Source organism: Pseudomonas sp. R4-39-08 (assembly GCF_003852275.1).
Classification (GTDB): domain Bacteria; phylum Pseudomonadota; class Gammaproteobacteria; order Pseudomonadales; family Pseudomonadaceae; genus Aquipseudomonas.
Genome location: NZ_CP027733.1, coordinates 3065555 through 3078629, shown reverse-complemented (window position 1 = coordinate 3078629; position 13075 = coordinate 3065555). Strand labels below are relative to the sequence as shown.

The 13075-nt window shown below is 59.1% G+C and carries 12 protein-coding genes; 6 read left to right on the top strand and 6 right to left on the bottom strand.

The annotated features are described in order from the left end of the window. The first annotated feature begins 87 nt into the window (after positions 1 to 87). Positions 88 to 1446: a glutathione-disulfide reductase gene (gorA, locus tag C4J88_RS14000; RefSeq protein WP_124407270.1), complete on the top strand. Its 1359-nt coding sequence runs from the start codon at positions 88 to 90 to the stop codon at positions 1444 to 1446. On the opposite strand, the gene C4J88_RS13995 is transcribed toward gorA, so the two are convergent. Next, entirely contained in the window at positions 1447 to 2454 is a 1008-nt protein-coding gene (locus tag C4J88_RS13995) for a DNA-binding protein (RefSeq protein ID WP_124407269.1), read from the bottom strand. It abuts the gene before it with no gap. 171 nt (positions 2455 to 2625) lie between these two features. On the opposite strand from C4J88_RS13995, the gene C4J88_RS13990 reads away from it, so the two are divergent. The 3 genes from C4J88_RS13990 (at position 2626) to ahpF (ending at position 5944) form a co-directional block, all read left to right on the top strand. Continuing rightward, positions 2626 to 3558: a site-specific integrase gene (locus C4J88_RS13990; protein WP_124367135.1), complete on the top strand. Its 933-nt coding sequence runs from the start codon at positions 2626 to 2628 to the stop codon at positions 3556 to 3558. Between the two features lie 133 nt (positions 3559 to 3691). Continuing rightward, positions 3692 to 4255 carry an alkyl hydroperoxide reductase subunit C gene (gene ahpC / locus C4J88_RS13985; protein WP_003191303.1) on the top strand — a complete coding sequence of 188 codons (564 nt, stop codon included), beginning with the start codon at positions 3692 to 3694 and terminating at the stop codon, positions 4253 to 4255. 123 nt (positions 4256 to 4378) lie between these two features. After that, complete coding sequence (ahpF, locus tag C4J88_RS13980; RefSeq protein WP_124407268.1) at positions 4379 to 5944, top strand: alkyl hydroperoxide reductase subunit F; 1566 nt, start codon at positions 4379 to 4381, stop codon at positions 5942 to 5944. Positions 5945 to 5993: 49 nt separating this feature from the next. Here ahpF and gloA read toward each other — a convergent pair whose 3' ends face one another. Next, a complete protein-coding gene (gloA, locus tag C4J88_RS13975; protein ID WP_124362964.1) occupies positions 5994 to 6515 on the bottom strand; it encodes a lactoylglutathione lyase in 522 nt (173 codons plus the stop codon). Positions 6516 to 6693: 178 nt separating this feature from the next. Here gloA and C4J88_RS13970 point away from each other — a divergent pair, with 178 nt between their 5' ends. After that, entirely contained in the window at positions 6694 to 7230 is a 537-nt protein-coding gene (locus C4J88_RS13970) for a DUF4946 domain-containing protein (protein ID WP_124408621.1), read from the top strand. A 100-nt stretch (positions 7231 to 7330) separates the two neighbouring features. On the opposite strand, the gene C4J88_RS13965 is transcribed toward C4J88_RS13970, so the two are convergent. Both C4J88_RS13965 and C4J88_RS13960 read right to left on the bottom strand, forming a co-directional pair. Continuing rightward, complete coding sequence (locus C4J88_RS13965) at positions 7331 to 7696, bottom strand: histone-like nucleoid-structuring protein, MvaT/MvaU family (RefSeq protein ID WP_124367133.1); 366 nt, start codon at positions 7694 to 7696, stop codon at positions 7331 to 7333. Between the two features lie 192 nt (positions 7697 to 7888). Continuing rightward, positions 7889 to 9430, bottom strand: a complete 1542-nt coding sequence (locus C4J88_RS13960; protein ID WP_124407267.1) for an EAL domain-containing protein — start codon at positions 9428 to 9430, stop codon at positions 7889 to 7891. A 394-nt stretch (positions 9431 to 9824) separates the two neighbouring features. Between C4J88_RS13960 and hppD the strand changes: the two genes are divergently transcribed. Next, on the top strand, positions 9825 to 10901 hold the full coding sequence (gene hppD / locus C4J88_RS13955; RefSeq protein ID WP_124367131.1) for a 4-hydroxyphenylpyruvate dioxygenase: 1077 nt from the start codon (positions 9825 to 9827) through the stop codon (positions 10899 to 10901). A gap of 53 nt (positions 10902 to 10954) precedes the next feature. On the opposite strand, the gene rarD is transcribed toward hppD, so the two are convergent. Together rarD and C4J88_RS13945 are read right to left on the bottom strand one after the other, a co-directional pair. Beyond that, entirely contained in the window at positions 10955 to 11836 is an 882-nt protein-coding gene (gene rarD, locus C4J88_RS13950; RefSeq protein ID WP_124362960.1) for an EamA family transporter RarD, read from the bottom strand. Between the two features lie 159 nt (positions 11837 to 11995). Beyond that, positions 11996 to 13003 carry an aldo/keto reductase gene (locus tag C4J88_RS13945; RefSeq protein ID WP_124367129.1) on the bottom strand — a complete coding sequence of 336 codons (1008 nt, stop codon included), beginning with the start codon at positions 13001 to 13003 and terminating at the stop codon, positions 11996 to 11998. Positions 13004 to 13075: the final 72 nt, after the last annotated feature.

Genomic DNA, 13075 nt, shown 5'->3' with positions numbered 1-13075 from the left:
TTTCAAGTGAAAGCCACCTCCGGGTGGCTTTTTCGTTTTTCAGCCCCATGTAAGTCGGTATGCTGATGGCCTGCCGAGGAGAATGAAATGGCCTACGATTTTGACCTGTATGTAATTGGCGCCGGTTCCGGCGGTGTTCGCGCGGCGCGCTTTGCCGCCGGCTTCGGCGCCAAGGTGGCCGTGGCGGAAAGCCGCTACCTGGGCGGTACCTGTGTGAATGTGGGTTGTGTGCCAAAGAAGTTGTTGGTGTACGGCGCACACTTTGCCGAAGACTTCGAACAGGCCAGCGGTTTTGGCTGGTCGTTGGGTGAAGCGAACTTTGACTGGGCGACCCTGATCGCCAACAAAGATCGCGAGATCAACCGTCTCAACGGCATCTACCGCAATTTGCTGGTCAACAGCGGTGTAACCCTGCACGAAGGGCATGCGCGCCTGGTTGATCCCCATCAGGTGGAAATCAACGGCGAGCGCTTCACCGCCAAGCATATCCTGATCGCCACGGGCGGCTGGCCGCAGATCCCCGAGATACCAGGGCGCGAGCATGCCATTGGCTCCAACGAGGCGTTCTTTCTTAAAGAGCTGCCAAAGCGCGTACTGGTGGTGGGTGGTGGTTATATCGCCGTTGAGTTCGCAGGCATTTTCCATGGTCTGGGCGCACGGACCTCGTTGTTGTACCGCGGCGACCTGTTCCTGCGCGGGTTCGATGGCGCGGTGCGCAAGCATTTGCAGGAAGAGCTGACCAAGCGCGGTCTGGACCTGCAATTCAATGCCGATATCGAGCGCATCGACAAGCAAGCCGATGGCAGTCTCAAGGCCACCTTGAAAGACGGTCGCGTGCTTGAAGCCGATTGCGTGTTCTACGCCACCGGCCGCCGGCCGATGCTGGACAACCTGGGCCTGGAGAACACCGGTGTCACACTCGATGAGCGTGGCTTTGTCAGTGTGGACGATCTGTATCAGACCGCCGAGCCGTCGATCCTGGCCATCGGTGATGTGATCGGCCGCGTGCAGTTGACCCCGGTCGCCCTGGCCGAAGGCATGGCGGTGGCGCGTCGCCTGTTCAAGCCCGAGCAATACCGCGCGGTGGATTACGCAATGATCCCGACGGCCGTGTTCAGCCTGCCGAATATCGGTACGGTGGGCCTCACGGAAGAGGAGGCGAAGAAGAACGGCCACAAGGTGCAGATCTTCGAAAGCCGTTTCCGGCCCATGAAGCTGACCCTGACGGACTGTCAGGAAAAGACCCTGATGAAGCTGGTGGTCGACGCCGACACCGACAAAGTGCTGGGCTGCCACATGGTGGGGCCCGACGCCGGCGAAATCGTCCAGGGCCTGGCGATCGCGCTCAAGGCCGGCGCGACCAAACAGCATTTCGACGAGACCATTGGCGTGCATCCGACGGCGGCGGAAGAGTTCGTCACCATGCGCACGCCTGTGGCAGGCTGATCAGGGCTCGGGCGTTGCCTCTGGCGTCGTTGCAACGACGGCGGCCAGGCGCAACGCTTCAATGCTGGCCTGGGCCTTGATCAGGTCCAGTTCCAGCGCCTTGTTGGCCTGTTGATGTTCAGTCAGCGCGTCCTTTCGTGACTGACTTTCCAGCAGCGCAACCCGCAGGCGCTCTTGAAGCAGCGTGCGCTCGCTGTCGACCTGGCTAATCCTCTCGTTCAATTCGAGCCGCAACGCCTGGTCTTTGCGCACCTGCTCCTGCAGTGCGCTCAGCTCCTTGGCAGTCACCCGATGCTCGATCAACAAGCGCTCGTTGTCTCGATGCAACTGGGTGATTTCATCCTGACGTACCAGGGCACTCTGCTGGGCCTGGCGCAGTTCGGCCTGTATCTGCTGCAACTGGCCTTCATGGCGACGCTGCTCCTGCTCACGCTGCTCCTTGACGGCATTGCGGTAGTGCTCAAGCGCATCGCGGGCGTGGAGGTGCTTGTCTTCCAGGGAGCGAATCTGCTCGTCCTTGTCGTTGATCCTCAGTTCGTAATCGCTGCATGCCTGGCTTAGCCCGGCGTTACGCGTTTGCTCGGTTTGCAGGCTGGTGCTGGCGGTGTGCAGGGCGGCGCTTTCCTCGGCGAGGGCGGCGGCCTGGATATCAAACTGCTGTTGCAACTGGTGATGCGCCTCCTGCAGCGCTTCAAGCTGAGTGAGGAGGGCGCTTTTCTGCTGCTCGAACTGCGCCAAGGCGAGGTCGATGGGCTCCTGGGCTTTCTCTTTCAGACGCTGTGCGAGCCGTGCGACCAATTCACCCAGCTCATCGTCGATAGGCGCTTCGGTGATGGTTTGCCGGGTTTCGCTTTCGTCCAGCTCCTTTAAATAGCGATGGATCGTGGTTTTCGAGCCGGTATTGCCCATCTCGATGCGTACAGCATCGATGCTGGGGTTTTCACCGCGGGCGAGGATTGCCAGGCGTGCCGTTTGAACTACTGCTTTGTTTATGCCGCCGCGTGCCATGGGGTCTCCGTCGATTTCGTACTGTGGTACATGACATGTATATACATACTGTATCACGACTGAAAAACTCTTTAAATTCATTATTTAACAGATGGGATATTGGCGTATTATCCCGTGTCATTAGCGTCTCCAGCGTCGATCCAGGCGTTCGCAGTACGAATGGGCCCTGCCATGAGTGATCTCGACCGTTACCTCAATGCCGCTACCCGCGATAACACCCGCCGTAGCTACCGCGCGGCCATCGAGCATTTCGAAGTCAGTTGGGGTGGGTTCCTGCCGGCCACCAGCGACAGCGTGGCGCGCTATCTGGTGGCGCATGCGGGCGTGCTGGCCGTGAACACCTTGAAGTTGCGGCTCTCGGCTTTGGCGCAATGGCATACCAGCCAGGGGTTTGCCGACCCGACCAAAGCGCCAGTGGTGCGCAAGGTGCTCAAGGGCATCCGCGCCGTGCACCCGGCGCAGGAGCGGCAAGCGCAGCCATTGCAGCTCACGCATCTGGAGCAGGTGGTTGCATCGCTTGAAAATGAGGCCAGGCAATCCGCTGAAAACCAGGATCAGCCCGGATTACTGCGCGCCAAGCGCGACACGGCGCTGATCCTGTTGGGGTTCTGGCGCGGCTTTCGCAGCGATGAGTTGTGTCGCTTGAGCATCGAGCATGTCCAGGCAGTGCCTGGGGCCGGCATCAGCCTGTACTTGCCGCGCAGCAAAAGTGACCGCGATAACCTCGGCAAGACCTACCACACCCCCGCGCTGTTGCGCTTGTGCCCGGTACAGGCCTATAGCGAATGGCTCAGTGCCTCGGCATTGGTACGTGGCCCGGTGTTTCGCGGGATCGATCGCTGGGGCAATCTGGGGGAGGAGGGGCTGCACCCCAACAGCGTGATCCCCTTATTGCGTCAAGCCCTGGAGCGCGCAGGCATCCCCGCCGAGCAGTACACCAGCCACTCCCTGCGACGTGGCTTCGCTACCTGGGCCCATCGCAGCGGCTGGGATTTGAAGTCATTGATGAGTTACGTCGGCTGGAGCGACATGAAATCGGCCATGCGCTATGTTGAAGCGACGCCCTTTCTCGGCATGACCCTGGCGACTCAACCGCTGCTGTGAGATTTCTTCTATTAATACAGCCGCCTGATAGGAAAAACCAATCGTCAGCATCAGGTTTGCCAATGAGCCATCGTCGGCCGGAGTGGGTAGGATTCACCTCATCAACTTCTTAGCCCCTGACGGAGAGTCAACGATGCCTATCATCAACAGCCAAGTAAAACCGTTTAAAGCCACCGCTTTCAAAAACGGCAGCTTCGTCGATGTGACCGACGCTGACCTGAAAGGCAAGTGGTCCGTAGTGTTCTTCTACCCAGCCGACTTCACCTTCGTTTGCCCGACTGAACTGGAAGACCTGGCTGACAACTACGCCGAATTCCAGAAACTGGGCGTGGAAATCTACAGCGTGTCCACCGACACCCACTTTGCCCACGCTGCCTGGCACAACACCTCGCCAGCCATCGGCAAGATCCAGTACACCATGATCGGCGACCCAACCCTGACCATCTCCCGCAACTTCGACGTGCTGATCGAAGAAGCTGGCCTGGCAGACCGCGGTACCTTCGTGATCAACCCGGAAGGCCAGATCAAGATCGTTGAACTGAACGACGGCGGTGTTGGCCGTGACGCTTCCGAGCTGCTGCGCAAGATCAAGGCCGCTCAGTATGTCGCTGCCCACCCAGGCGAAGTGTGCCCAGCCAAGTGGAAAGAAGGCGAGGCCACCCTGGCTCCGTCCCTGGACCTGGTCGGCAAGATCTAAGTCTGTGAAGTCCCAAGGGCGGGTATCCGCACCTACCCAGTAAGCTGCAACCGCCCTCAAAAACGCCCGGGCGAGATTCGCTCGGGCGTTTTTTTATACCCGCAATTATAGGAAATCGCCCGTATGTTGGACGCCAATCTTAAAGCTCAGTTGAAATCTTACCTGGAGCGGGTCACCCAGCCGATCGAGATCGTCGCCTCCCTCGACGACGGTGCGAAATCCCAGGAAATGCTCGCTCTTTTGCAGGACGTAGCCAGCCTCACTACGCTGATTACCCTGAACACCGATGGCAACGATGCGCGCAAGCCGTCGTTTTCCATCAACCGCCCGGGTGCCGATATCAGCCTGCGTTTCGCCGGCATCCCCATGGGCCATGAATTCACGTCCTTGGTGTTGGCCCTGTTGCAAGTCGGTAGCCACCCGTCGAAGGCCAGTGTCGAGGTGATCGAACAGATCCGCGCGCTGAAAGGCGAGTTCAGCTTCGAGACGTACTTCTCGCTGTCGTGCCAGAACTGCCCGGACGTGGTCCAGGCGCTGAACCTGATGGCCGTGCTTAATCCCAACATCCGCCACGTGGCCATCGACGGCGCGCTGTTCCAGGCCGAAGTCGATGAGCGTCAGATCATGGCAGTGCCCAGTGTCTACCTCAACGGTGTGAACTTCGGCCAGGGCCGTATGGGCCTGGAAGAAATCCTCGCCAAGCTCGACACCAGCGGTATTGAAAAAGCGGCCGAGAAAATCAGTGCCAAGGATGCTTTTGATGTACTGGTCGTCGGCGGTGGCCCGGCGGGCTCGTCGGCCGCGATCTACGCTGCACGCAAAGGCATCCGTACCGGCGTGGCCGCCGAGCGTTTTGGTGGCCAGGTGCTGGACACCATGTCCATCGAGAACTTTATCTCGGTCCAGGAAACCGAAGGCCCGAAGCTGGCCAGTGCCTTGGAAGCCCACGTGCGTCAGTACGACGTCGACATCATGAACCTGCAGCGTGCCAGCAGCCTGGTACCCGCGAAGAATGCCGGTGAGTTGCACGAAATTCGCTTCGAAAGCGGCGCGACGCTCAAGTCCAAGACCGTGATCCTGGCCACCGGTGCGCGCTGGCGTGAAATGGGTGTGCCGGGCGAGCAGGAATACAAGGCCAAGGGCGTGTGCTTCTGCCCGCACTGCGATGGCCCGCTGTTCAAGGGCAAGCGCGTGGCGGTGATCGGTGGCGGTAACTCCGGCGTCGAAGCGGCCATCGACCTGGCCGGCATTGTCAGCCACGTCACGCTGCTGGAGTTCGACAACAAGCTGCGCGCCGATGCGGTATTGCAACGCAAGCTGCACAGCCTGCCGAACGTAGATGTGATCACCAGCGCATTGACCAGTGAAGTCAAAGGCGATGGCCAGAAAGTCACCGGTCTTGCCTACAAGGACCGCGACAGTGGCGAGTTCAAGACCATCGACCTGGAAGGCATTTTCGTGCAGATCGGTCTGTTGCCTAACACCGACTGGCTCAAAGGCACCGTGGAACTGACGCCACGCGGCGAGATCATCGTCGATGCGCGTGGCGAGACCTCATTGCCGGGCGTATTCGCCGCCGGTGATGTGACGACCGTGCCGTATAAGCAGATCGTCATCGCGGTAGGTGAGGGCGCCAAGGCTTCCCTTAGCGCGTTCGACCATCTGATCCGCACGTCCGCGCCGGCGTAAAAACAGCGCGCAAATAAAAAACCCCATGAGCGATCATGGGGTTTTTGTTTTACAGCGGTGCTGGCTGAATGATCTCAACCCAGTAGGCGTCCGGGTCTTTGATGAAGGCCAGGCTTTTCATGCGGCCATCGCTCAGGCGCTTCTGGAAATCGCAGCCCAGGGCTTCGAAGCGTTCGCAGGCCGCGACGATATCCGGCACCGAGATGCAAATATGGCCAAAGCCACGCGGGTCGGTGTTGCCGTTATGGTAGGCGAAGTCGGCGTCGTTTTCGGTGCCGTGGTTGTGGGTCAGTTCCAGAATGCCTGGGATCGACTTCATCCACTGGGTGCGCTCGGCAGCGTCAGCCGGGATCTGTGCCTTGTCCACCAGGGCCAGGAAATACAGGCTGAATTCGGCCTCCGGGAAATCGCGTTTTTCAACCAGGGAAAACCCCAGGACGCGGGTGTAGAAATCCAGCGACTTGGTGATGTCCTTGACCCGCAACATTGTGTGGTTGAACACGAAGTTCGTGGTGGCGGTATCCGGTTGGGCAGTGACGCCGGGAAAGGTGTTCAGTTCGTGCAGGCTCATGGGCCCTCCAGAAAAAATGGGGCAAAGCGGTCCCTTGGCTTGCGGCAAGCATCCGTGCAGCCGAGCCATGATACGCAAGGCCTGCCGAACGCGCCAAATGAAAAAGCTCACGCGGCCCTTGCGAGGGGCGGGGCTCGGGCCGCAAACTTTGGTGCTGGAACCTTGGATGCTTTTGGCAATGATCGAGTTTCGTAAACCGTTATTGGCTACGTTGTGCTTAGTGTTGGGCAGCCCGTTCGTACTGGCGGCCGAGCCGGAAATTCATTGGCCCAGCGGCTGGCAGGTCGAGGAAGTTGAGCCCGACGGCAACGCAGCCGGGGGGACCCAGGCCGTGTCGCGACAGCGCGCGATCAAAAATGATGAAAATGGCAAGACCTTGATGGTGATGGAGTTGACCGGTACGCCGATCGAGGTTGGGCATAACGTCAATCTTCAAGGCGTTTTGCTGGAAATGCGTAAATCCATCCAGAAAGATTTTGCCCAGGGCGGTTATCAAAGCGTGTGCACCAAAATGCACCCCGCTACATTGAGCCGTCTTGAGGCGCTGGAAACTACCTGTGTGATTACCGAGAACGGTCGACATGTGCTGTCGCAAACACTAGTGGGGGCAGTGGATGCCGATAAAGCCTACGTATTTTCATATGCGGGCCAGGCGCAAGCGTACGAGGCCAACAAAGATGAGGTCAGTTCGGTGCGTGATAGCCTCAAACTTTGAATGGTTCCAGGCGAACGAATGTGAACTTAAGTTAGTTTCGTTTGTGAACCTATAAACGAAAAGCCCCGCGTAAGCGGGGCTTTCTGTTAGTGCATGTTAATCAACCGCGAAGCCAAGAGTCTACAGTGGCTGCGCCGTGCTCTTCTTTCCAGGCTTTAAGGCCGCGATGGTTGCCGCCTTTGGTCTCGATCAGCTCGCCGGTATGCGGGTTCTGGTAAACCTTGACCACACGTGCGCGGCGCTGTTTCGGCGCACGAACGGCTGCTGCAGTCGATTTGCCCGGGTTTGGATCAAGGATGGCGATCACATCGCGCAGGCTCTTGTCATAACTGCTCATCAGCTTTGTAAGTTTTTCTTCGAATTCGATTTCTTTCTTCAGCCCGGCGTCGTTCTTCAGCGATTCCAGCTGGGCGAGCTGCTCTTGAAGGGCTTTTTCTGCTGCGCGAAATTCGGCTAGTCTGGACAAAATCTGTACTCCAATAGTGTAGTTAGCTGATAGCTACTGCGAAGAAAGCCTTAAGCCAAGAGGATTAAGCTAACTCAACGAAAACACCTGCGTGAGTGTATCGCCGGCACGAAAAATTGTAGTGGTTAATTCACTTCGAGTAAATCATGTCTTTGTCTAAATAAGATTGTTTCATCTAAAGTCGATGGCTATTCAATGGCGGGTCAACGCCTTAATGAATTCATCGCAAGGTACCGGGCGGCCGAACAGGTAACCTTGCAAAAAGTCCACGCCTTTTGCAACAAGGTAATCACACTGCTGCGCTGTTTCCACACCCTCGGCCACTATACCCAGGTCCAGCTTGGCGGACAGTTCTATGATGCTGTCGAGAATATGCCGGGAGAGCGCATCCGCTCCGATCATGGCGACGAAGCTTTGATCGATCTTCAAGTAATCCACATTGAAGTTGCGCAAGTAACCCAGGCTTGAATGCCCGGTGCCGAAGTCGTCGATTGCGATCATCACGCCCAACTGGTGCAGAGCGTCGAACAGGCGGCGCGTGATGTCGGTGGGTTCGATCAGCTCGCGCTCGGTCAATTCCAGGACCAGGGTGACCTGGCCGGGCGGAAAGGCCGCGAGGAACTCCCGGCAATCATCCACCAGATCCAGATCGTGGCAATGGCGTGCGGTGATGTTCACGCCGATATGGAAACCCGGGCTGAAGTGCTCGGCATGCGGCGCCAATTGCGCGGCGGTCTGGCGGAGCAGGGCGCGGGTCATGGGCACGATCAGTCCGCAGTGTTCGGCCAGGGGGATAAACAGGTCCGGCCGCACCAGCCCCTCTTTAGGATGCTTCCAGCGCATCAGCACTTCGCAGCCGGCCCATTGGCGAGTGTCGCCGCGCACCACCGGCTGGAAATAGGGAATGAACTCGTTGGCGCCCAGGGCCCGTTGCAACTCGTGGGTAGGCGCCGAAGAGCGCTTCTGCAGCCAATGGGCCAGGACGCCGGCCAGCACCCCAAAAAACACCACCAGACTGAACACCGCCGGGTAACGCGCCTGCATATAACGCCACACCTCGCCCTCGGGCATGCCCACGTCAACGCTGTACGGATAGCGGTTGGAGGCCAAAAAGTGCTGGGCCACGGCAAACCTCGGCGGTGTGCTGGTATGCACCTTGCCCTCGGCGTCCAGCCAATGGGGGCCTGCTTTCAGCACCAGGAAGGCATAGCGGCTGATCAGGCGCAGGGCATTGGTGAGGTGATAGCCGTCAATCGAGGCGAACGCGGCTCGATCACCGTCGACCAACCGGTAAACCAGCAGCGCGGTATCCGGCGTGACGGGGTTGCCGTTCATCAACCACAAACTGCCGTCAACGTAGTCATCCGGGTTGACCGGCGACTCATAACCGCTGCCAAACAACGAACTGCAATAAATGTTTCGCTGCCAGGACAGGGTGGTGGCGCGCACGAACGGCCGACGAGTGACCTGCTCACGCAGTGCCAGCTTCGCGGCCTTATCACACGGCAAGCCGGCCAGTGGTAACAGCGCTTGGGCGGCGGCGGCAGTGTTGTCGAGCATCAAGTCGAACTGGCGCACGGCTTCCTGCGCCGTTTGAGCGGTGCTTTGCTCAAGCGTGCGCTCGGCCTGCCAATAAAGAATCACCACCCCAAGCAAAACGGGAAGCAGGCCGCAGACTGCGCTGAACACATAGCGGGCGACTCGGTTTCGTGGGCCTTGGGAGGTCAGGGGCATACAGAGGCAGCCATGCAGAAAAGGGGAGACTATGCCGATGATAGATGGCATTGCCACAAGGTGCTCGGCAAAACGTAACGCCTTATCTGCGCAATAAACTCCTTGCGCACAGCAGGGCAATGGAGATTTGATAAGAGTACGGACAAACACTGTTACGCTGTGTAGAATCGATTTACGCATACAAGAATATGGACTTGCGCTCACGCAAGCCTCGCCGTCAGAGACTGATGACACCATGAAGCAACTCGGTTCGCCCCTCATCTTTGGTGACTTCCTCGCCCGCAGCGTGCGAGGCCTTTCCTGTGCGCCACCCGCTGACCTCATCCTTGCCCGCAAATAACCATATAGCTAGTAAATAACTAGCTGTTACCCCAAGCATGATGAGGCACCGAACATGACCGACCAATACGAAAACCCGATGGGCCTGATGGGCTTTGAGTTCATTGAATTCGCCTCGCCGACCCCGGGCACCCTGGAGCCGATCTTCGAGATCATGGGCTTCACCAAGGTGGCGACGCACCGTTCCAAGAACGTGCACCTGTACCGCCAGGGCGAGATCAACCTGATCCTCAATAATGAGCCCAACAGCCTTGCCTCGTACTTCGCCGCCGAGCATGGGCCGTCGGTGTGCGGCATGGCGTTTCGCGTGAAGAACTCGCAGGAAGCCTACAAGCGCGCCCTGGAACTCGGGGCCCAGCCGATTCATATCGACACCGGCCCGATGGAATTGAACCTGCCAGCGATCAAAGGTATCGGCGGGGCGCCGCTGTACCTGATCGACCGTTTCGGCGAAGGCAGCTCTATCTATGACATCGACTTCGTCTACCTCGAAGGCGTAGACCGCAACCCGCAGGGCGCCGGCCTGAAGGTCATCGATCACCTGACCCACAACGTGTACCGCGGCCGCATGGCTTACTGGGCCAACTTCTACGAGAAGCTGTTCAACTTCCGTGAAGCGCGCTACTTCGATATCAAGGGCGAATACACTGGCCTGACCTCCAAGGCCATGAGCGCGCCGGATGGCATGATCCGCATCCCGTTGAACGAAGAGTCCTCCAAGGGCGCCGGCCAGATCGAAGAGTTCCTGATGCAGTTCAACGGCGAGGGCATCCAGCATGTGGCGTTCCTCACGGACGACCTGGTCAAGACCTGGGACGCGCTGAAGAAGATCGGCATGCGCTTCATGACCGCGCCGCCGGACACCTACTACGAGATGCTCGAAGGCCGCCTGCCGAACCACGGCGAACCGGTGGACCAACTGCAGGCGCGCGGCATTTTGCTCGATGGCTCCTCGATCGAGGGCGACAAGCGCCTGCTGCTGCAGATCTTCTCGGAAACCCTGATGGGCCCGGTGTTCTTCGAATTCATCCAGCGTAAGGGCGACGATGGCTTCGGCGAGGGCAACTTCAAGGCGTTGTTCGAGTCCATCGAGCGTGATCAGGTACGTCGCGGTGTGTTGACCGCTGACTAAGCAACCAGGCAAAAGAAAGCCCGGCTTCGGCCGGGCTTCTTTTTGTTTGCGATTCAGGCTTTGCGCTGACGCACCAAGTGCTTGAATCCTTCATACACCAGCACCATCACCGCCAGCCAGATCGGGATATAAGTCAGCCATTGCCCGCCCTTGATGCCTTCACCCAGCAGTAGCGCGACTGCCAGCAACAACACCGGTTCCACATAACTGAGCAGGCCGAACAGGCTGAAGGCCAGCAAACGGCTGGCGATGATATAGCTCACCAGCGCCGAAGCACTGATCACGCCGAGCATGGGGATCAACGCGTAGAGCTTGGGCTGCGCATCCAGTACCGCAAAGCCTTGTTCGCCGCTTTGCACGAACCACCAGGCCACCGGCAGCATCAACGCCATGTCCAGCCACAGGCCGCCCAGATGGTCGGTGGTCAGGTATTTACGCACCACGAAATACACGGGGTAACCGATGATCACTACCAGGGTCGCCCAGGAAAAACCGCCGGCCTGGTACAGCTCGTTGAGCACACCCAATGCGGCAAATACCACGGCGATCTGCTGCAAGCGCGACAACTGTTCGCCGTAGACCAGGCGCCCGGTCAACACCATGGTCAGCGGTAACAGAAAATACCCCACCGACACATCCAGGCTGCGGCCATTAAGCGGTGCCCACATGAACAGCCATAACTGCACGCCGAGCAACGCGGACGACACCAGCACGCCGCCGATCAAGCGCGGCCTGGCCGCGAGCAGACGCAGCAACTCCCACACCCGCCGCCATTCGCCGCTGACTACCATGAATACGGTCATGCAGGGCACGGTCAGCAACATGCGCCAGCCGAAAATTTCCAGGCCACTCAACGGTGTGAGCAGGGACGTGAAGTAATACATCACGGCGAACAACACCGAGGCCAATACCGATAACGCAACACCTTTAGACACGCTGTCCTCGCGAAAGCCGATTCAGATCCAATTCCAGCAGAGGATTATGGTGCCTTTAGCGTCAAAGCGCTGCGCTGTTTCGGGGCGGGCTTGCGTAAATTTTCGTGTAATGCGCGGTTCGAACGCGTTTTCGTGGTCAGCGAGAACGCGTCATCGCAACTAACGCGTCACTCGGCCCGACACGAAATGCCCGACGTCATTGAAGCCCGGCGTGGACGAATGCCCCGGCGTCACCAGTGAGTCGACGAACGCCTCATCCTGCGCCGTGATCTCTACCGCCAATGCCCCGGTGTACGCATCCCATTGTGCCTCGGTGCGCGGGCCGACAATCGCCGAACTCACTGCCGCGTTGTTCAGCACCCAGGCGATCGCGAACTCGACCATGCCCACGCCACGGCCCTGGGTGTATTGCTGGATCTGCTGGGCGATGCGCAGCGATTCCACGCGCCATTCGGTTTCCAGGATGCGTTTGTCCTGGCGTGCCGCGCGGCTGCCCGGTTCAGGCGCCAGGTCGGGGGCGTACTTACCGCTGAGCACGCCACGCGCCAATGGGCTGTACGGCACCACGCCCAGTCCATAGGCGGCCGCGGCGGTGATCTGCTCGACTTCGGCCTGGCGATTGACGATGTTGTACAACGGCTGACTGATGATGGGCCTGTCAACGCCCAGGCGTTCGGCCACGCGGATGACCTCGGCAATACGCCAGCCACGGTAGTTGGATAACCCCCAGTAGCGCACTTTGCCTTGGCGAATCAGGTCGCCGATCGCCGATACCGTGACTTCCAGCGGCGTGTCCTGGTCCTCGCGGTGCAGGTAGTAGATGTCCAGGTAATCGATGTCCAAGCGCGCCAGGCTGGCCTCCAACGCGTTGAACAGGCGTTTGCGGCTCAGCCCATTGCGGTTGGGCACACCATCCGCCGGGCCGAAACCGACCTTCGACGCCACCACCCAGTCCTGGCGGTTGCGCGCGATGGCCTCGCCGACGATCTCCTCGGAGCGCCCGCCGGTGTAGACGTCGGCGGTGTCGATAAAGTTGATGCCTTGATCCCAGGCCTTATCGATGATGCGCAACGAGTCTTCGGTGCTGGTCTGTTCGCCAAACATCATAGTGCCCAGTGTCAGTGCGCTGACCTTCAACCCGGACTGGCCCAACGTGCGGTAAATCATGCAAAGCTCCTCATGGCAGGCAAACGTGGCTCATGCAATACCAGACACCAACGCTCTGGAACAAGCCCTGTG